At 72.1% G+C, this 17725-nt stretch carries 13 protein-coding genes; 5 read left to right on the top strand and 8 right to left on the bottom strand.

Annotated features, from left to right (window positions below; all coding sequences use genetic code 11):
- Positions 1 to 21 precede the first annotated feature (21 nt).
- Together OKJ99_RS25650 and OKJ99_RS25645 are read left to right on the top strand one after the other, a co-directional pair.
- Complete coding sequence (locus OKJ99_RS25650; RefSeq protein WP_326019888.1) at positions 22 to 2415, top strand: polysaccharide lyase 8 family protein; 2394 nt, start codon at positions 22 to 24, stop codon at positions 2413 to 2415.
- Between the two features lie 96 nt (positions 2416 to 2511).
- On the top strand, positions 2512 to 4467 hold the full coding sequence (locus tag OKJ99_RS25645) for a DUF2264 domain-containing protein (protein WP_326019887.1): 1956 nt from the start codon (positions 2512 to 2514) through the stop codon (positions 4465 to 4467).
- On the opposite strand, the gene OKJ99_RS25640 is transcribed toward OKJ99_RS25645, so the two are convergent.
- From OKJ99_RS25640 to OKJ99_RS25625, 4 genes are all read right to left on the bottom strand, one after another.
- Positions 4437 to 4814 carry a hypothetical protein gene (locus tag OKJ99_RS25640; RefSeq protein WP_326019886.1) on the bottom strand — a complete coding sequence of 126 codons (378 nt, stop codon included), beginning with the start codon at positions 4812 to 4814 and terminating at the stop codon, positions 4437 to 4439. The two genes, OKJ99_RS25645 and OKJ99_RS25640, sit on opposite strands and share 31 nt — an antisense overlap.
- A 38-nt stretch (positions 4815 to 4852) precedes the next feature.
- Positions 4853 to 6331 carry a M20/M25/M40 family metallo-hydrolase gene (locus OKJ99_RS25635; protein WP_326019885.1) on the bottom strand — a complete coding sequence of 493 codons (1479 nt, stop codon included), beginning with the start codon at positions 6329 to 6331 and terminating at the stop codon, positions 4853 to 4855.
- A complete protein-coding gene (locus OKJ99_RS25630; RefSeq protein ID WP_326019884.1) occupies positions 6324 to 7388 on the bottom strand; it encodes an S-methyl thiohydantoin desulfurase domain-containing protein in 1065 nt (354 codons plus the stop codon). The genes OKJ99_RS25635 and OKJ99_RS25630 overlap by 8 nt, the downstream gene beginning before the upstream one ends.
- Positions 7389 to 7483: 95 nt before the next feature.
- Positions 7484 to 9151: an OPT/YSL family transporter gene (locus OKJ99_RS25625; protein WP_326019883.1), complete on the bottom strand. Its 1668-nt coding sequence runs from the start codon at positions 9149 to 9151 to the stop codon at positions 7484 to 7486.
- A 273-nt stretch (positions 9152 to 9424) separates the two neighbouring features.
- Here OKJ99_RS25625 and OKJ99_RS25620 point away from each other — a divergent pair, with 273 nt between their 5' ends.
- Entirely contained in the window at positions 9425 to 10201 is a 777-nt protein-coding gene (locus OKJ99_RS25620; RefSeq protein WP_326019882.1) for an IclR family transcriptional regulator, read from the top strand.
- Between the two features lie 39 nt (positions 10202 to 10240).
- Here the strand turns inward: OKJ99_RS25620 and OKJ99_RS25615 are convergent, their stop codons facing one another.
- Positions 10241 to 10921, bottom strand: a complete 681-nt coding sequence (locus OKJ99_RS25615) for an AroM family protein (RefSeq protein WP_326019881.1) — start codon at positions 10919 to 10921, stop codon at positions 10241 to 10243.
- Positions 10922 to 10995: 74 nt separating this feature from the next.
- Positions 10996 to 11433 carry an SsgA family sporulation/cell division regulator gene (locus tag OKJ99_RS25610; RefSeq protein WP_326019880.1) on the bottom strand — a complete coding sequence of 146 codons (438 nt, stop codon included), beginning with the start codon at positions 11431 to 11433 and terminating at the stop codon, positions 10996 to 10998.
- A gap of 320 nt (positions 11434 to 11753) precedes the next feature.
- Between OKJ99_RS25610 and OKJ99_RS25605 the strand changes: the two genes are divergently transcribed.
- Both OKJ99_RS25605 and OKJ99_RS25600 read left to right on the top strand, forming a co-directional pair.
- A complete protein-coding gene (locus OKJ99_RS25605; RefSeq protein WP_326019879.1) occupies positions 11754 to 14096 on the top strand; it encodes an ATP-binding protein in 2343 nt (780 codons plus the stop codon).
- A 197-nt stretch (positions 14097 to 14293) separates the two neighbouring features.
- Complete coding sequence (locus OKJ99_RS25600; RefSeq protein ID WP_326019878.1) at positions 14294 to 14983, top strand: TetR/AcrR family transcriptional regulator; 690 nt, start codon at positions 14294 to 14296, stop codon at positions 14981 to 14983.
- Positions 14984 to 15022: 39 nt separating this feature from the next.
- Here OKJ99_RS25600 and OKJ99_RS25595 read toward each other — a convergent pair whose 3' ends face one another.
- Together OKJ99_RS25595 and OKJ99_RS25590 are read right to left on the bottom strand one after the other, a co-directional pair.
- Positions 15023 to 16630 (bottom strand): FAD-dependent oxidoreductase, encoded by a 1608-nt coding sequence (locus OKJ99_RS25595; protein WP_326019877.1) that lies wholly within the window; start codon positions 16628 to 16630, stop codon positions 15023 to 15025.
- 99 nt (positions 16631 to 16729) lie between these two features.
- A complete protein-coding gene (locus tag OKJ99_RS25590; protein WP_326019876.1) occupies positions 16730 to 17698 on the bottom strand; it encodes an AurF N-oxygenase family protein in 969 nt (322 codons plus the stop codon).
- Positions 17699 to 17725 lie beyond the last annotated feature (27 nt).

Genomic DNA, 17725 nt, shown 5'->3' with positions numbered 1-17725 from the left:
ACCGAAGGGCGAACACCGACCATGCAGCTGAGCAGACGCCGCACCCTCACCCTCATGGGCGCGGGCGCCGTGGCGACGACGCTTCCCCTCGGCCCCGGCACCATGGACGCCGCCGCGGCCGAGGACCCCTACGAGCCGCTGCTCGCGCGCGCCGCCGAGCAGCTCACCGGCGGTGAGGTCGACCCGGACGACCCCGATGTCGCCGCCGCGCTGGCCGCCCTGGACAAGCAGGCCGCCGACTGGTGGCAGAAGCTCGACCGCTCCGCGGGACGCACGGCCCTGTGGTCCGACCTGGCCCCGGCCTCCGACCCCGGCATGTTCGGCCAGAGCTACACCCGGCTGCGCACCCTCGCCACGGCCTGGGCGACACCCGGAACCTCGCTCACCGACGACTCGACCGTGCGCGACGCGCTCCTCGACGCGCTGCGTTTCCTGCACACCTCCGGCTACAACGACGCGCGCTCCGAGTCGGGCAACTGGTGGTTCTGGGAGATCGGCGCACCGCGCGCGCTGCTCGACACCTGTGTGCTGCTGCGCGCGCACCTTCCCGCCGACGATCGCGCCGCGTACCTCAAGACGGTCGCCAAGTTCGTCCCCGACGCGGACCGGCGCACCAACTCCCCCACGCTGGCGGAGACGGGCGCCAACCGCGCGGACAAGGCCGTCATCGTCGCGCTGCGCGGCCTGCTCGCCGGCGCCCCTGATGTCGTCGCGCTGGCCCGCGACGGTCTCTCGGACGTGCGCGACAACGGCAAGAACAGCCTGTTCCAGTACGTCACCTCGGGCGACGGCTTCTACGAGGACGGCTCGTTCGTCCAGCACTCCTCGGTCGCCTACACCGGCACCTACGGTGGCGTCCTGCTCGGCAGCGCGGGACAGCTGATCGCGCTGCTCGCCGACTCGCAGTGGTCCGTCACCGACCCGGCGGTGAAGGTGCTGTACGAGGCGGTCGAGCGCTCCTTCGTACCGGTGCTCTTCGACGGCGTGATGATGGACGCGCTGCGCGGCCGAGCCATCTCGCGCGAACGCGCCCGCGACCACACGGACGGGGCGGCCACCGCCTCGTACATCCTCCAACTGGCCGACGGCGCACCGCAGTCGTACGCCGATCGCTGGCGCTCGACCGTCAAGGGCTGGATCCTGCGCAACCGGGACACCCCGTACCTGCGGCTCGTCGGCGTCCCCGCGCTGGCCCGCGCCAAGGCCCTCCTCGCGGATACGGCGGTGCGCCCCGCGGAGCGGCTCACCGGCCACCACGTGTTCGCCGACATGGACCGTGTGGTGCACCGGCGGCCCGGCTGGTCGTGCGCCCTGTCGCTGTCCTCCAAGCGCATCGCGGCGTACGAGGCGGGCAACGGCGAGAACCTGCACGGCTGGTACACCGGCGACGGCATGACGTACCTGTACGACGGCGACGACCTCGACGCCTTCGGGGACGGCTTCTGGCCGACGGTGAACCCCTACCGGCTGCCGGGAACCACCGTCGACACCCGCACACGGGCCGACCTCGGAACCGCCCCCGGAACCGACACCTTCCGCCCGAAGAACGCGGTCGCGGGCGGCGCGGTGCTCGCCTCCCGGTACGGGGCGGCGGCGATGGAGCTGATCGCCGACGGGTCGACGCTGCGCGCCAAGAAGGCGTGGTTCTTCCTCGACAACGCGGTCGTCGCGCTGGGTTCCGGCATCACCGCGAGCGACGGCCGCGCCGTCGAGACCGTCGTGGAGAACCGGAACCTGCACGCCGACGGCGCTCCCCTGCTCACCGTCGACGACCGCCCGCAGCCCGGCGATCCGGGCTGGTCGGCGCGGCTCACCGACGCGCGCTGGGCACATCTGGAAGGCACGGGAGGCTACGTCTTCCCGGCCGGCGGCCCCCTGCGCGCACTGCGCGAGGAACGCACCGGAGCCTGGCGCTCCCTCAACACCGGTGCGGACACCGGCGGTTCCACCACCCCGGTCACCCGGCGCTACGCCACCCTCTGGTTCGATCACGGCCCCTCCCCCGCATCCGCTTCCTACACCTACGTCCTGCTGCCGGGCGCGACGGCCGCCGCCACCGCCGCCTGGTCCCGCTCCACCCCGGTGCGCGTCCTCACGAACAGCGCGACCGTCCAAGCCGTCGAGTCGCCCCGGCTCGGGCTGCTCGCCGCGCACTTCTGGGCGGCGGGATCCACCGACGGGCTGCACGCCGACGGCCCGGGCACCGTGCTCGTCCGCCGCCGGGACGACGGCATCACCGTCGCCGTGTCCGACCCCGGCCGCACCGGGACCACCCTGTCCGTCGAACTCCCCTTCCCCGTACGCCACGTGGTCCGCGCCGACGACACGGTCTCGGTCACGCCGGGCCGTCGCCCCGTGCTCACGGTGCGCGTCGGGGGCTCGCGCGGCCATACGCATACCGCAGAGCTCGCGTAGAGCAGCCCACGAAGCACCCCGCCAAGCAGTCCGTAAGGCAACCCGTAGACCAGCCCACCGCCCCGCCCGCCCCGACCGAGGAGCCGTCGAGCCGCCATGCCCGCCCCGTACCTCTCCCTGCCCCCGACCGACCGCGTCCGCTCCCCGCTGACGGGGTGGACCCGGGCCCACTGGGAGGCCCTCGCCGACCAGCAGTTGGCGGCGCTGCTGCCCTACGCCACGCCGGGCTTCGCGCAGTACCGGCTTCCCGGGCGGGGCAGCTGGTCCGGGGTGGTGCTGGACGGGCTCGAAGGGTTCGCTCGGACATTTCTGCTGGCCTCCTTCCGGATCGCGGGCGCGGGCACGGACACGACGGGGACAGGGAACGACGGGACCGAGACCCCGGCCGTCTCCCACCTGATCGAAAGGTATACGCAGGGTCTGACAACGGGCACGGACCGTGACCACGCGGAGGCCTGGCCCGAACTCACGGACTGCTCCCAGCAGATGGTGGAGGCCGCCTCGATCGCGATCGGCCTGCACGAGACCCGCCCCTGGATCTGGGACCGGCTCGACAGCCGGGTCCAGGAACGGGTGGTCGACTGGTTCTCCGGGTTCGTGGGCGCCCGCACATGGGACAACAACTGGCGCCTGTTCCAGGTGGTGGCGGAGCAGTTCCTGGCCTCGGTAGGCGCCCCGTACAGCCAGAGCGACATCGACGGCGGACTCGACCGGATCGAGGACTGGTACGTCGGCGACGGCTGGTACAGCGACGGCGACGGCCGCAACTTCGACTACTACGTCGGCTGGGCCCTGCACCTGTACCCGCTGCTGTGGGCGAGGATCGCGGGACCGGACTGCGACGGCGGCCGCGCGAAGGCCTACCGGGAACGGCTCTCGCTGTTCCTGGAGACGTACCCTCAGTTCTTCGGCGCGGACGGCGCTCCCGTGCACCAGGGGCGCTCCCTGACGTACCGCATGGCGGCGACGGCTCCGGTCTGGCTGGGTGCGCTGGCCGACTGCACGCCCCTGGCACCGGGCCTGACGCGCCGGCTGGCATCGGGCACGGCGCGGCACTTCGCCGAGCGCGGCGTACCGGACGAGCGGGGGCTCCAGCCCTTGGGCTGGTACGACACACACCTGCCGACCACCCAGCCGTACTCGGGACCGGCCTCACCGTACTGGTCGAGCAAGGGGTTCCTGGGGCTCCTCCTGCCCGCCGAGCATCCGGTGTGGACCGACCGCGAACTCCCCCTGCCCGTCGAGCGGGAGACGCAGTACACCGCCCTTCCCGCACCGGGCTGGCTGCTGCACGGCACGCCGCACGACGGCATCGTCCGTCTGATCAACCACGGCAGCGATCACAACCCGCTCGACGGCCCGGCCGACGACGACCCGCACTACGCCAAGCTCGCGTACTCCACCGCGACCGCCCCCGAGTCCGCCCCGCACGCCTGGTCCCGGACCGTCGACAACCACGTCGCCCTGCTCGCCCCGGACGGCACGCCTTCGCGCCGCCGCCGCATCCACCCCCTCACCTGCGAGGGACACCGCGCGTCGTCCCGTCACCATGCCCAACTCCCCGACAGTGACGCAGAGTTCCCGATCGAGTCGACGAGCGTGCTGCACGGCCCGTGGGAGCTGCGGGTGCACCGGGTGGAGGCCCCGGCGGGCGTCACCGTCCGTGAGGGCGGGCACGCGGTCGCCGACACCACGCGGCCGCACGCCGACCAGGGGCCGGGCTGGTCGCTGGCGCGCACGGAATCGGGTCTGACGAGCGCGGTGGTCGCCCTGCACGGTTGGGACACGCGGGCCGGGACCGCGCGTGAGGTGGAGGCGAACGCCTTCGGCCCCCACTCGGCGACCCCGTATCTGCGCTCCCTGCCCCACCCCGGCGGTACCACCGTTCACGTGACGCTGGTGGCCCTCACCCGCGACGCGGTGCACCCTCAGGCGCTGCGGGAGGCGATCGCGTGCACGGTGGACTCGCGGGAACGGGTCACGGTCACGTTTCCGGACGGCGAGGTGGTGACGGTGTCACCTCACTCGATCCAGCGAGCGGCGGCCTCATAGGTGGTGTCCGGGGCGCTGTTGAACGCGATGGCCGCGGCGGGCGCGTATCGACGGACCAGGTTGACGACCTGCTCCAGCAGTTCGGCCTGACCGTCGGAGTGGCGCAGGCCGCCGCCGAGGGTGACGCACTCCCAAGGATGGGCGCGCAGCGCACTCCCGACGACGGCTTCCACGTCGTCGCTTCCGTCGAGGCCGATCAGGCAGGTCTCCACGCCCACGCCGTGTTCGGCGAACTTGGCCAGCCCCACCTCGATGGCCTCGACCACCGGTCCGGGGTCCCACGGCCCCGGCACTCGACGCGGATCGAGCCCGATGACCAGGACGCGCGGTGAAACGGTGGTGTCCATGGCCTGACGATACGCGTCGAACCGCTCGCGCCCGGTCCTCAGTCCGCGGTGCCGCCCGGCCGCAGCGCGAACGCGTTGACCGCCAACGCCAGGCACGCCGTCAGCCGTTGACCGTACGGCACGTGCAACGACTCGTTCGGGCCGTGGGCGTTCGCGCCCGGGCCGAGGACTCCGCAGGCCAGGAACTGGGCCTCGGGGAACTGCCGGCTCAGTTGGCCCATCAGCGGGATCGTGCCGCCCTGGCCGATGCGGGCCGCGTCCGCTCCGTCGAAGCAGGCGCGGCTCGCGGCGGACAGCGCCTCGCGGAGCCAGGGGTGCTCGGGCGGGGCGTGCCAGCCGTCGGCCAGGACCCGGTCGGGCGTGAAGCGGACGGACGCGCCGTGCGGGGGCGCATCCTCCAGAAGGCGTGCCACCTCGGCGAGTGCCTTCGCGCTGTCCACCAACGGGGGCAGCCGGAACGAGAGTTTGACCCTGGTGTGCGGGCGCAGCACGTTGCCGGCCGACGCGACCGGGGGCAGCCCGTCCGCGCCGGTGACCGCCAGGCTCGGGCGCCAGGCGCGGGCGAGCAGCAGCTCCTCGGGGTCGTGCGTGACGGGTCCTGTGCGGTGGCCGGTCTCGTCCTCGTGCCAGTCGAAGCGCTGCCAGACCTGGTCGCCGAGGAGGGCCGCCGCCTCGGCGACCTGGCCGCGGCGCTCGTCCGGCACCTCGCAGTGCAGCTCCTCCACCCGCAGTTCGCCCGTCCCGCTGTCCTCCAGGCGGTCCAGCAGGTGGCGCAGGATGCGGAACGTCGAGGGCACGACGCCGCCCGCGTCCCCGGAGTGCGCGCCGTCGTCGAGGACGCGTACGTCGAGGGTGCCGCCGCAGTGGCCGCGCAACGACGTCACCAGCCACAGCCGTTCGTAGTCGCCGGCGCCTGAGTCCAGGCACACCACGAGCCCGATCTCGCCGATGCGCGGGGCCAGTTCGGCGAACCAGTGGTCGAGGTCGGGGCTGCCCGACTCCTCGCCCGCCTCGAAGACGCCGACGCAGCGCGGGCGGGCGGCGCCCTGTGCGGCGAGGGCCCGCACGGCGGTCAGGGCCGCGGGCAGGGCGTAGCCGTCGTCGGCGCCGCCGCGGCCGAACAGCCGGGTGCCGTCGAAGACCGGTTCCCACGCGGACAGGCCTTCGGCCCAGCCGTCGCCCTCGGGCTGCTTGTCGAGGTGACCGTAGAAGAGGACCGTTTCCTCAGCAGTCGAGCCGTGTCCCGGGATCTCGAAGAAGACGAGCGGCGTACGGCCCGGCGCGCGCAGGACCTCGACCCGCAGGCCCGGCAGGTCCGCCACGGAGCGCAGCCACGCCGCCGCGGCCTCCACGGCCCGGTCCAGGAATCCGTGGGCCTCCCACTGCGGGGCGTACGCCGGGCTGACCGCCGGGATCCGGATGTGGTCCCGGACCAGCGGGAGCACCTCCTCGTCCCAGCGCGTCGCGCAGAAGTCCCGTACGAGGGCGGGGTCCGCGGCGCGTACCTGCTCAGGCATCGGCGAGCACCTTCGCCGCCGGGGCGAACGGGAAGCCGAGCAGGTCCTCGATCGGCGCGTACAGCTCGGGGGTGTGCATCGTGGAGGAGAGCAGCAGGTTCGCCGCCGGGGCCACCAGGACGGAGACCCCCTTGCCGACCTCGACGTCGGCCGAGGCGAGCGGCTGCCCGGCCGCGTCGAAGGTCGTGATGAGGTCGGGGAAGGCGGCCTTGCGCTCGCCGCCCGACTCGAAGGTCATGTACTCGTTGACGAAGTGCAGCTCCGTGCCCGCCGCGTCGTCCAGGACCGCGACGCCGATGTCCAGGCCCTCGCGCTGTACGCAGCGGTACTCGCGGACGGTGCCGGTCACCGCGATCTCGCCGCCGAGGTGTGCGGCCGCGCCCGCCGGTCCCTCCGCCAGGAAGCGGCGGCCGAGCTCGATGGCGAAGCCGATGGCTCCGGGGGCGCCGTTGCGCGTCGCGTAGCCGACCTCGACCGGGTTGCGGGCCACGCCCACCCAGCCGCCCGCCTCGACGGAGGCGCGGCGGACCACGTTCGAGGTGGCATCCAGGGTGCCGCTGACGGCGCCCTCTACGTAGGTGTGCGGCTTGCCGCCCGCGTAGCCCTGGTAGGAGCGGTAGCCCTCGCGCGCGTGCAGGCCCATCGCGCCCATCTGGCTGGAGGGGTGGGCGCGGCCGTTGCAGGCGAGGTCGATGACGGGCAGGCCGGTCATCGCGGAGTGGAACCAGCCGTTGATGGTGGTCTCGGCGCCGTTCTCGTTGGTGTGGATCGCGACGAGCGGCTGCGGGAGGTCGCGGCGCAGCAGTTCGAGGGCGCGCAGCAGGTGGGTGGGCAGCACCTGCGGGTCGGGCGCGGCGGGGGCGCCGACCAGGGCGACGGTCGCGGTCAGGGCGTCGTCGGCGAACTCGTCGGCGCTCCACAGCTCGGGCGTGCCCACCTGCAGGGCCAGTTCGGCGGTGCGCAGGCCCCGCTCGACGAATCCGCCGCCTCCGCCGCCGAGCACGGCTCCTCCGTAGACGGCTGCCTTGAGGTCGTCGTGCGTCAACTGTCGCTTCACAGGGGTCTCCTGGGTCGTTCTCGGTGTACGGGTGGTACGGGTAGTACGAGTGGTGCAGGTGGTACGAGCGGTGCAGGGCGTGGCGGTGCGGAGGGTTACTTCGTCGCCGTCCACACGCCGTTGCCGAACGAATAGAGCGCGTCGCCCGCGATCGCTCCGCCGGCGAAGATCTCGAGGTTCTCCTTGGCCTTGGGGCCCAGGAAGCGCGGCGCTAGGACGCGGACGGCGAGGCCCGCGGCGACCATCCAGCCGGCCATGGGCGTCGTGATCAGCAGACCGGTGGCGAGCATGATGCCGAGCTGGCGCTTCGAGCCGCCGATGAGCTGGATGATCGCGCCGGGGATCGCCCACAGGGCCAGCTGCTTGGCCGTCTCCACGGACGGCCCGGCCTTGATGGCGGCGACGTACGCGGCGTCGATCGGGGCGGTCTGCCCCTTGTCGAAGAACATCTGGTACGTGACGGCCACGACGACGATCGCGATGCCGAAGCCGACCATCGCGGCGATCAGCTGCTGGCGGCGGCCCTCCAGTTCGAAGGCCGGGTCGGCGCCCTCGCCGCGCAGCATGAAGCCGGCCTTGAGGTCGTAGCCCATGTCGGCGAAGGCCGGCCCGGTGGCCGCGGTGAAGCCGGCCAGGACGACGAGGGCCTCGGGCGGGAAGCCGACGAGGATGCCGAGCAGCAGCGTGATCAGGGCGATCGCGAAGGCGGGGAACCAGCCGGAGTGCATGGAGGCGATGCCGACGAGCAGTTCGTGCAGGAACGCGGCCACGGTGGCGTAGAGGACGAAGGCGATCAGCATGCCGACGCTCATGTGCGTGAAGATGCCGGTGCCGAGCGAGAGCAGGATCGCGATGGCGAGGTAGGCGCCGAGGCCGAGGCGCAGCGACTTGCCGAGGCGCCGGGCGCCGTCGTCGGGGGCGGCGGCGGACGCGGACGCGGTGGTGGACGCGGGGGTGGTCACAGGGGTCGCCTTGCGCGCCTTGAGGACCGTGCGGCCGACCTGGACGAGGGCGACCAGACCGGCGCCGATCATCATGCCGTGCGGCAGGTACATGGCGTTCAGGTCGAGGCCGAGGAGCGGCTCGGCGTAGCTGATGATCAGCAGGCCCGTGCCGAACGCGGCCATCGAGGCGAGTCCGCCGATCAGGGCGACACCGAACGCGGACATCGGCAACGCGAACACGGCGCCCGCGAGGCCGGTGACCAGGCCGAGCCCGAGCACCCCGGCGCGCCGGCCGCCCTCGTCGCCCGCCTTGATGGCCTCGGCTGCGGCGAGCCCCGGAGCCCACGGGTTGCTCGCGGGGAAGGCCGGGGTGTCGTACATCCGGTACAGCAGCCAGGCGTCGACCAGCATCGCGACCGAGACGCCGATCAGCATCGGCACGATCATGTTGTCCAGGCCGAACAGGAACGGGATGCCGATCGGCAGGAACAGGCTGTTGGCCGCGCCGAAGGTGGCCGAGGAGATGCTCGTCTGCGCCAGGTTCTGGGCGTGCACCGAACGGAAGCCGCGGAAGACGACCAGCGGGACGCGGGCCAGCGTCATGGCGGCCAGCGCGCCGATCAGCGACGTGCTCGGGGTGACGCCGAGGGTGGCGAGCAGCTGCACGCCCACGATCGCGCCGAACACGCTGAGCACCACGGTCAGGACCAGGTTGCCGGGGGCGAGGGCGCGGGGATGGCGGCGCGGGACGCCGCCCGTGTCGTGCGGGTCCCCGGCTTCGGCCGTGGGCGGCCGCGCGGTGTCGGCGTTGGTGCTCATGGATGCTCCTGATGGTCGGCGCCGGTCGGCGACCTAGCGGAGTTGCGGAGTTGCGGAGTTGCGGAGTACTGAATTGCGGAGTTCCATAATCTGGAACCTGTTCCGAATATCTGGACCTGGATCATTCATAGCCGTTGGGCATGCCGTCAAGCCCCTTCGAGGAGTTCTCACGATGTGAGCCGCACCCGGGCCCGGCGACGGGGCGGTGCGGGCGGCGCCGGGCGAGCGCATACGATCGGACCCGGAAACCGACCGGGGGAGGCACAGGAGCCGGTGAGCACACTCGCCAACGCACGGGACGTGCTGCGTCTGATGGCGCACCTGCAGCGCGATGTCACCGTGACCGATGTCGCGGCGGAGCTCGGGCTGCCCAAGAGCTCGGTGTCGCGGACGCTGAGCATGATGGCCGAGTACGGCTTCCTCGACCGTGACCCGCTGACCCGCGCCTACCGCCCCGGCGGCCTGATCATGGAGGCCTCGTACCACTTCCGGGCCTCGCGCGGCACCGTCTCCCTGCTGGAGGAGGAGGCTGCCCGCCTCGTCGCCGACACCGGCTACACAGGATACGTGGACGTGCTCGACGGGGCAGAGTCGTTGGTCCTGCACATGCGCATCGGCACGGTCGGCGCCCTCCAGGCGTACACACCGGCGGGCACCCGGGCTCCCGCGTACGCCAGCTCGATGGGCCGGGCGCTGCTGGCCCGCCTGGACGACGCGCAGGTCATGCGGCTCGTCGACGCCCGCCTCGAACAGGCAACGGGGACGGCCCCGCGGACCCGTAAGGATCTGGTCGCCACGCTCGCCCGGATCCGGGTCGACGGCTGGGACGTCTCGCGGGGCGAGTGGGTACCGAACGTGGGCGGCATCTCGGCCGCCGTGCTCGACAACGACACGGGGCAGGTCTTCGGCATCGGCATCGCCCTGCCGGCCCCGGAGCTGCGCGACGAGACGACCGAACGCTTCGGCAGGGCGGTACGGGAGGCGGCCGCCCGCGTCGGCAAGCGCATCGGCGACCCGTACTGGCTGCGCTTCGTCGCCGACGAGGGCTGACCGGGGCCTGCCCTCGCGCTCCCCTCCGCACCGTCCTACCTACGCGAGGAGCGGTCCCGTCATGGCTCCGGTGATCCCGCTCGACGTGAGGACCGGCACGCGGACGCCGCCCGCGCGCAGCGCCTCGCGGTGCCGGTCCGCGTATCCCATGCAGTCCAGGACGAGGGCCCCCGCGCCCCGGTCCACCAACCCCCGTGCCGCGTCGAGCAGTTCGGTCTCGTCCGTGGCGTAGGGCGACGCCGTGGCGAACTCCGGCGCGGGTTCGACACCCCGCCACTTGTCGCGCGCCGCGGCCACCTGCTCGGGCAGCGGCACGATCACGCCCATCGGCACACCGCTCAACACACCACGGACGTACGTCGTCAGCAGGACATCCGGCTCGACGAGCAGGGCACGCCGGGCCCGCAGTGCGGGGAACTCGCCGGTGCACAGCAGCACCACGGTGTCGACACCCTCCTCCTCAAGTACGTCGACGCGGTGCTGCAGGGCCTCCCCCACGGCGGCCTCGTCGAGGGTGACCGTGGCTCCGGTCGCGAGGCGGGTGATCAGGGTGGGTCGACCGGGAGCGGCGGCGAGGCGCTCCGCGGCCCGCGCGGGGTCGGGCCCGTCGAGCACGCCGACGTGCCGCACGCGCGTGGTGGCGGGCAGCGCCGCCTCGATCCCCGCGCTGAGGTCGGGGCGTGGCGCCTGGCCGATGGTCAGAAAGCCGACGTTTCGCATGAGTTCTGGAATCCTTCGAGTTCAAGAATATGAGACTGGCTTCCAGAAAGATAGACACACGGCGGCCGATGCCGTCACCGAGGGGCGAGCAGCCCCTCGATCCCCTTGTCGATCCGGGAGGGGTGGACCTCGCTGCCGAACGGCACCAGCGCGTGGCTGCGCGCCAGGTAGAGCAGCAGAGCCTGATGGCCGATGCGGATGTGGAGCGCACGCCGCGCGTCGCGGGCCCGCAGCAGCACACCGGGCGGGCCCTCGGGGTCGACGACGGGACACACCGTCACGTCACCTGCGCCCGCCCCGCCGGACAGGCCACAGGACAGCAAGTCCCGTGACAGCACCCAGTGTTCGGCACGGCGTCCGGCCCACGACACGGTCAACGAGACGACCAGCGGGTCGTCCGCGCTGTAGCGAAGCATGACGTCGCACGACTCGCCCGCACCGCCGTCCGCCTCGACGCCGAACCCCCGCACCGCCGCTTCGAGCCGCCGCTCACTCCCGTTGTCAGGACCCACTTCGACCATCCCCTTCCCCGTAGACGAACCGCGCTCGATCGACAGGTGCAATGGCACGACATGTCCTGGAACGGCGCTCGAACAAACCTAGATGCGGGGTCAGAAGTGCCGTTGGCATAGTCGCGAATGGACATCGTTCCCACGCAACCTGTTCGACTGTTCGCACGCCAGCGCGATGGGTGTCCTCAGACACCGTGTGCGGCCGGGTTCGCCACCACCTGGGGGCAACGGAAAGCGGATCTTACGCCGCGCTTCACCGATTCGTACGGATCTTCGCGCAACCCGCCGTGCCCCAGAGCACGCGAGGGACAATCCGCAGCATGACGTTCGGCATTGTGCGGCGCCGTCCCGGCGAACTCCCCCGTGAACTCACCGGTTTCATCGGCCGGGCCCCTGAATTGACCCAGCTGGCGGCGGCGTTGGACACGCAGCGCTGCGTCACCGTGGTGGGTCCCGGCGGTGTCGGCAAGACCCGGCTCGCGCTCCGCGCGCTCGCGGGCCGCACCACCGGGGCCGATGTACCGGTGCGCCTGGTGGAACTGTCCCCGCTGCGCGACCCCGGACTGCTGCCGCACACCCTCGCCGCCTGCCTCGACCTGCCCGAGCAGTCGGGACGGCCCCAACTGGACGTGGTCCTCGACCACTTGCGGGAGAAGCCCGCGCTCATCGTCCTGGACACCTGCGAGCACCTGGTCGACGCCTGCGCCGAACTCGTGGACGTCCTGCTGCGCGAGACGGACGGGGTACGCGTCCTGGCCACCAGCCGCCAGCCGCTGGACGTGCCGGGGGAACACACCTTCCCGCTGTCGCCGCTCGGTGTGTCGGACGCCGGCGGCGAGGCGGTCTCCCTCTTCGAGCAGCGGGCCGCGGCGGTCGTCCCCGGCTTCGAGGTCACCGACGCCAGCCGGGAAGCGGTGGTGCGGCTGTGCCGCCGCCTGGACGGCATGCCGCTCGCCATCGAGCTGGCCACCGTCCGGCTGCGCGCCGTGCCGCTGAACCAGCTCATCGACCGCCTGGAGAACCGCTTCCGGCTCCTCACCGGCGGCCGTCGCACCTCGCTGCCGCGCCACCAGACGCTGCGTACGACCATCGACTGGAGCTACGACCTGTGCGACGCCCGCGAGCAGCGGCTGTGGGGGCGGCTCTCCGTCTTCGGTGACGTCTTCGACCTCGCGGCCGCCGAAGAGGTGTGCGGGTTCGGCGAGTTGGGATCGGACGAGGTGCTGGAGGTACTCATCGACCTCGTCGACAAGTCGGTGGTGCAGCGGGTGGACGAGGTCGGGCCCGGCACCGGCGCGGCGGGCGCGACCCGCTACCGACTGCTCGACACCCTGCGCGAGTACGGGGCGGAGAAGCTGGCCGCCTCCGGCGAGGAGACCGCGGCGCGCGACCGGCATCTGGTGCGATACGTGAAGGCGGCGGACGAGTTCGACCGGCACTTCATCGACGACGACCAGTTGCCGCGCTGCCAGGCGCTGCGCCGCGAACACCCCGACATCCGGCTGGCGTTGGAGTACGCGCTCGGGCACGGTGACCGGGAGCAGAAGGGGGCCGGGCTCGCCGGGGCGCTCTGGGGCTACTGGCAGATCACAGGGCTGCTCACGGAGGGACGGTACTGGCAGCAGAAGGCCGCGGCGGCCTTTCCCGGGGCGACGCCGGAGCGGGCCTGGGCGCTGATCGTCGGCGGCTACATCAAGACGTTCCAGGGTGACCCGGCCGGCGCCGTGCCGGACATCGAGGAGGGCATCGCGATCGCCGACCGGCTCGGGGAGTCCCTGATCCGGGCCCGCGGCTGGCTGTACCTGCACTGTGCGCACACGTTCGCCTGCGACTTCGATCGCGCCGAGCGGGCCGCGGTGACCGCCCATGAACGGCTCGCGGCGCTCGGCGATCTCGTCGGTCTTGTCTGCCTGGACGTCCAGGCCGGATACCAGTACCACCTGTCCGGGCAGGACGACCTCGCCCTGGAGCGCAGCGGCCAAGGGCTCGCCCGGCTCGGCGCCGGGTCCAAGGAGTGCTGGCTGCGCGGTTTCGTGCACACCATCGTGGGGCTCAGCCACTACTCGAAGGGGGACCCGGGGGCGAGCGAGGCGGCTCTCAAGGAGGCGCTGCCGCTCAAGGCCGCCCTCGGTGACGTGATCGGCTGCGGCTACGCGGTGGAGATCATGGCGTGGGCCGCGGCCCGCGACGGCCGTCACCGGCGGGCCGCCTGGCTGTTCGGCGGTTCGGACGCGCTGTGGCAGTCGACCGGCGGCGAGCTGCTGAGCGGGGCGCCGGTCTCCGTGGAGAACCACCGGATGGCGGCGGAGGCGACGCGTGCGGACCTTGGCGGGGACGTCTACGAGCAGCTGTGGCAGCTGGGCGCCACCGCACCGCGCGAGGCCCTGTTCGATGCGGCGCTCACCGGGGTGGACGAACTCGTGCTGGAAGCGGCGGAGTTGCCGGGCCAGCGCAGGGCGGGTTCCGGGGAGTCACTGACCCGCCGCGAACACGAGGTGGCACGCCTGGCGGCCGACGGCCTGTCGAACCGGGAGATCGCCGAGCGCCTCTTCATCTCCCGCCGGACGGTCGACGCCCACATGGAACGCGTCCTGTCCAAACTCGGCATCAGCTCCCGCAGCCGCATCGCGGTGAAACTCGCGACGGCGGGCACCGGGGAGTGAGCGCAAGCGCCGCCGGGGCCCAGGAGGGGGCGGAAGGTCCCCGGCGGCGACCATCTTGCAGAAGGAACGTTTCCACACAGTACGGTCGGAGTGGCGCAAGCGCGCCGTACGGGGCGAAAAGCGCGCGTCCACCTGGTACGTACGCCGACCGGCAACGACGTGGTTATGTGTTCGGATCGGGCCGATATCCTGGGGAGATGGCGGAGAGAACCGGCGGTGAGCCGCAGATTGATGGACGCTCCACCCGCTGGGACGGGCACAAGGCACAGCGTCAGGTCGAGTTGGTGGACGCGGCTGTCGCGCTCATCGAGGAGGAGGGCTCGCACTTTCGGATGCAGCGCCTGGCGGAGCGCGTGGGTCTGCCGCGCTCCGTGCTCTACCGGCACTTCAAGGACCGCGCTTCCTTCGACGAGTTGATCCGTCGGCGGGTCGTGGAGTCGTTCGTGAAGCGGATGGAGCCCACGCTCAGCTTCGAAGGCACCGTCGAGGAGTCCGTGCACCGTGTGGTGGGCGCGCATCTGGACTGGGTGGCCCAACATCCACGCCTGTACGCCTACATGGGCGTCGCCGAGCACGCGATGGGTGACGGCTCACTGGTGGCGGACACCAAGACGGCCATCGCGCTGATGCTGAGCGAGCGGTTCAGTGACGTACTGGCGGCTCTTGGGGTGAAGGGCGCGCCGATCCGTTCGGTGGCGGTCGGCATCGTGGGGTTCGTGGACACCGCGGTCAACCAGTGGATGCGCGATCCCGAACGCGAGCTGTCCGAGGACGAATTGCGCGCCATGCTGTGCCGCTCGGTCTGGGCGGTGCTGGAGGCGGCGCTGCGGGACTTCGGCGTGGAGCTGACACCGCAGCAGCGAGTGGCGGATGTGGAAGGGGCCTGAGCGTGCTGCCGGCCGTGTCGCGACCGGCAGCGCTGTTCGTCAGCCGGTCGCGACCGGCGTGGCCCGCGCGGCCCGCCGCAGGGCCTCGGTGTCCGTGAGCTTGACGCGGGGGCGGCCCTGGGCCTCGCCCGCCGCCCGCTCCGCACGGTCGATCGCCTGCCAGGCCTCCAGGCCCAGGGCGTCGGGCGCCGCCGTGAAGCCGGGCTCCGGCTGCGGGAGGCGGCCCGCGGCGAAGTCGTCGAGGAGGGACTCGACCGTTTCGTGGGCGCAGGTCTTGTTCGTGCCGATGAACCCGGTCGGGCCGCGCTTGATCCAGCCCGCGACGTAGACACCGGGCTCGACCCGGCCGGCCTCGTGCGGGACGGTCGCGCTGTCCTCGTCGAAGGGCAGGCCGGGGACGGGCCGGGCGCGGTAGCCGACGGAGCGCAGCACGAGGCCGGTCTCCAGGGTCTCGGTGGCGCCGGTGGGCCGGGCCCGTTCGGTGCCGTCCTCGTCGGTGTGCAGGGTGTTCGGGGTGAGTTCCAGGGCTTGTACGCGGTCCTCGCCGACGAGGCGGGCCGGTCCCGCGAGGAAGCGCAGCACGATGCGGCGGCGGCCCTCGACGGGTGTGCGGGCGGCCAGTTCTGCCAGCAGCCGGGTCTTCTCGTTGGTGTCGGGGGCCAGTCCCTCGGGCCAGCCCTCGATGTGCACGTCCACGTCCTTGAGGGCGGCGAGCGCGAGGAGTTCGGGCACGGTGAACGCGGCCTGCGCGGGCCCGCGGCGGCCGAGGAGGACGACCTCGCGGACCTTGCTCGCGCGCAGCGCGTCGAGCGCGGGGTCGGAGATGTCGGTACGGGCCAGGGTGTCGGGGTCCGCGGTGAGGATGCGGGCGACGTCGAGGGCGACGTTGCCGTTGCCGATGACCACGGCGCGTTCGGTGTCGAGGGGGTGCTCGTCGTGGGCGCGGTCGGGGTGGCCGTTGTACCAGGCGACGAAGTCGGTGGCGGAGACGCTGCCGGGCAGGTCCTCGCCCTCGATGCCGAGGCGTTTGTCGGTCGCCGCGCCGACGGCGTAGATCACCGCGTGGTGCTCGCGCAGCAGGTCGGCGTGGCTGAGGTCGGCGCCGACCTCGACGCCGAGGCGGTAGCTGAAGCCGGGCTGCGACTCGATGGTCCGGAACAGCTCGGTGACCTGCTTGGTGTCCTGGTGGTCGGGTGCGACGCCTGCCCGCGCGAGACCGTACGGGGTGGGGAGCCGGTCGTGGACGGTGACGCGGACGCCCGGGTGGCGCAGCAGCTCGTCGGCGGCGAAGAGTCCGGCGGGCCCCGCGCCGACGACGGCGACGGACAACTCGCCTTCCGGCAGGCCCCGTTGCTTGGGCACGACGTACATGGGGGCGCGGTCGTCGTGCGGATTCTGCTTGTAGTAGGAGGCGTTCAGCTCCAGGAACGGCAACTCGGCCTCGCTGAGGGCGGTGTGCGGCTTGAGCGCGTCGACCGGACAGGCCGACGTACAGGCGCCGCAGTCCACGCAGGTGCGCGGATCGACGTACAGCATCTCGGCGGTGGCGAAGCCGGGCTCGCCCGGGGCGGGGTGGATGCAGTTGACCGGACAGGCCAGCACGCAGGAGGCGTCGGCGCAGCAGGATCGGGTGACGGCGTACGGCACGGCGGGCTGGTCTCCGTTCGGGCGTTCAGGGAAGAGCGGTGCGGGGACTGACGGGTGGTCAGTCGGCGCTCAATAGCGGTCGGTCGGCACTGACGGTGGTCAGTCCGCGAGCGGGGCGGGCTCGCCGCGGAAGCGTGCGGGGCGGCCGTCGATGCGCAGGGCCCTCCACAGCGGGCGGGAGACCTTGTTCATCAGGCCGATGTCCTGGGCGAGCATCCGCACGTCGGAGAAGAGCTCCTGGAGCATCTTCTGGCCGGGCTCGGACTTCCAGAAGACTTCCTTGATCACCCAGTCCGGGATGCCGACGAGACCGGCGGACTTCTTGTCGGGGATCATGATGACGTCGCACAGGATCCGCATGATCAGCGGGAAGAGGACGGACAGGGCGCCGCGGCGGGCCTTGCCGTAGCGCGGGACGCGCAGCCGCAGGAACTCGTGCGCGAAGGAGATGTGCCGGGCCTCCTCGGCGATGTGGATCTGCATGATCCGCTGCGGCAGCGGGTGCACCGGCTCCCCGCTGCGCAGGGCCCCCTTCTGTAGGTGGTCGATGGGCTCCTCACCGGCGAGGATGCCGGTGAAGAACGCCTCGGGGTACAGGGAGCCGAACAGCGGCAGGACCCGGCTGAGTTGGCGGAACCAGCGCTTGCCGCCCGGGGTGTCCACGCCGGTGCGGTTGACCAGCTCCTGGAACATCTGGGTGTGGTGGGTCTCTTCGGTGATCTCGTGGGTGAGGTACCTGAACTCCAGGTTCTGGTTGCCCAGTTGGTAGATGTAGTCCAGTGCCCCGCGCATGAGCAGGTTCTCGAACTGCATGCCCACCTTGGCGATGACCGCCCAGCGCCAGATCCCGATCCGGATCCGCGTCTCCAGCGGCTGTTCCTGGTACCAGGGGTGGGCGCCCAGGGCGTCCGCGGAGGTGAGCACCCAGCGGGTGTCGCTCGTGTCCACGGTGAACTCGGGGTCGTCCCACTTGATGTCGGTGAAGGCGTTGAAGTTGACGTTGACGGAGCCCTCGGACAAGGTCCGCAGGCGCTCGTCGTAGACCTTCCTGGACAGGTTCGGGGTCATCTTCGTCCTCGATTGTCGGTGGTAGGG

It is taken from the genome of Streptomyces endophyticus, assembly GCF_035798155.1.
Lineage (GTDB): Bacteria > Actinomycetota > Actinomycetes > Streptomycetales > Streptomycetaceae > Streptomyces > Streptomyces endophyticus.
This window is presented reverse-complemented; position numbering and strand designations above follow the sequence as displayed.

Excerpts from the sequence above, each read along its gene's own strand:
- OKJ99_RS25650 (WP_326019888.1), top strand. The coding sequence starts at position 22 with ATGCAGCTGAGCAGACGCCGCACCCTCACCCTCATGGGCGCGGGCGCC.
- OKJ99_RS25645 (WP_326019887.1), top strand. The coding sequence starts at position 2,512 with ATGCCCGCCCCGTACCTCTCCCTGCCCCCGACCGACCGCGTCCGCTCC.
- OKJ99_RS25640 (WP_326019886.1), bottom strand. The coding sequence starts at position 4,814 with ATGGACACCACCGTTTCACCGCGCGTCCTGGTCATCGGGCTCGATCCG.
- OKJ99_RS25635 (WP_326019885.1), bottom strand. The coding sequence starts at position 6,331 with ATGCCTGAGCAGGTACGCGCCGCGGACCCCGCCCTCGTACGGGACTTC.
- OKJ99_RS25625 (WP_326019883.1), bottom strand. The coding sequence starts at position 9,151 with ATGAGCACCAACGCCGACACCGCGCGGCCGCCCACGGCCGAAGCCGGG.
- OKJ99_RS25615 (WP_326019881.1), bottom strand. The coding sequence starts at position 10,921 with ATGCGAAACGTCGGCTTTCTGACCATCGGCCAGGCGCCACGCCCCGAC.
- OKJ99_RS25605 (WP_326019879.1), top strand. The coding sequence starts at position 11,754 with ATGACGTTCGGCATTGTGCGGCGCCGTCCCGGCGAACTCCCCCGTGAA.
- OKJ99_RS25600 (WP_326019878.1), top strand. The coding sequence starts at position 14,294 with ATGGCGGAGAGAACCGGCGGTGAGCCGCAGATTGATGGACGCTCCACC.
- OKJ99_RS25590 (WP_326019876.1), bottom strand. The coding sequence starts at position 17,698 with ATGACCCCGAACCTGTCCAGGAAGGTCTACGACGAGCGCCTGCGGACC.